Origin of the sequence: Halomonas sp. PBN3 (assembly GCF_000475415.1) — a bacterium.
In the GTDB taxonomy this organism is placed as follows: domain Bacteria; phylum Pseudomonadota; class Gammaproteobacteria; order Pseudomonadales; family Halomonadaceae; genus Halomonas; species Halomonas shengliensis.
Genome location: NZ_AXCA01000102.1, coordinates 1 through 653, shown reverse-complemented (window position 1 = coordinate 653; position 653 = coordinate 1). Strand labels below are relative to the sequence as shown.

General features: G+C 65.2%; 2 protein-coding genes. Both read left to right on the top strand.

What is annotated here, in order from left to right:
• Positions 1–397 (top strand): GntR family transcriptional regulator (locus tag Q673_RS23895; RefSeq protein ID WP_023005182.1); only part of this gene is annotated, 397 nt, incomplete at its 5' end.
• Positions 394–653, top strand: a 260-nt coding sequence (locus Q673_RS23890; protein WP_031217770.1) for a phosphonate C-P lyase system protein PhnG, incomplete at its 3' end; no start/stop codon positions are given. The genes Q673_RS23895 and Q673_RS23890, both read left to right, overlap by 4 nt.

The following is a 653-nucleotide window of genomic DNA, read 5'->3' as shown; positions in this document are numbered from 1 at the left end:
GCGTTTCGGCCTGGCCGCCGACTCACATTTGATCGCCGTGGATACCCTGCGCTGGGTGGACGATGCGCCTCTCATGCGCCTGCGCCACTGGTTCGACCCCAAGCGCGTTCCTGGTTGGCTTGAGCGCTATCGCGGTGGGTCCACTCGGGCTCTGCTTGATCAGCACTATGGCTTGCGACTGCACCGCAAACGCGTGCGCATCGAGGCCAGCAGCGCCGATCGCGAGGATCAACGCCTGCTTTGCTGTGCCCATCAGGCGCCGCTGCTCCAGCTGACCAGTGACAACGTGGATGCCGACGGCAGCCTGGTTGAGGTCTCGATCAGCCGCGCCCGGGCCGACCGGCTCGCCTACCACATCGATTTCCCTGACTCACTGACTGACGAGGTGTCTGCATGACCTCTGCACGACGTCAGCGCATTCTCGCGCTGACACCCCGTGAGCGCCTGACCGAGCAATGGGCGCGGTTGGGTATTACCCCCGACTACCGCTGCGTGCGTGGCCCCGAGGTAGGTATGGCCATGGTGCGCGGCCGCATGGGCGGCACCGGCAACGCCTTCAACCTGGGCGAGATGACGCTGACCCGGGCTAGCGTCCAGCTCATGAATGACAGTGTGACTACCGACGCCGACAAGGAGCTGGGCCATGGCTGGGT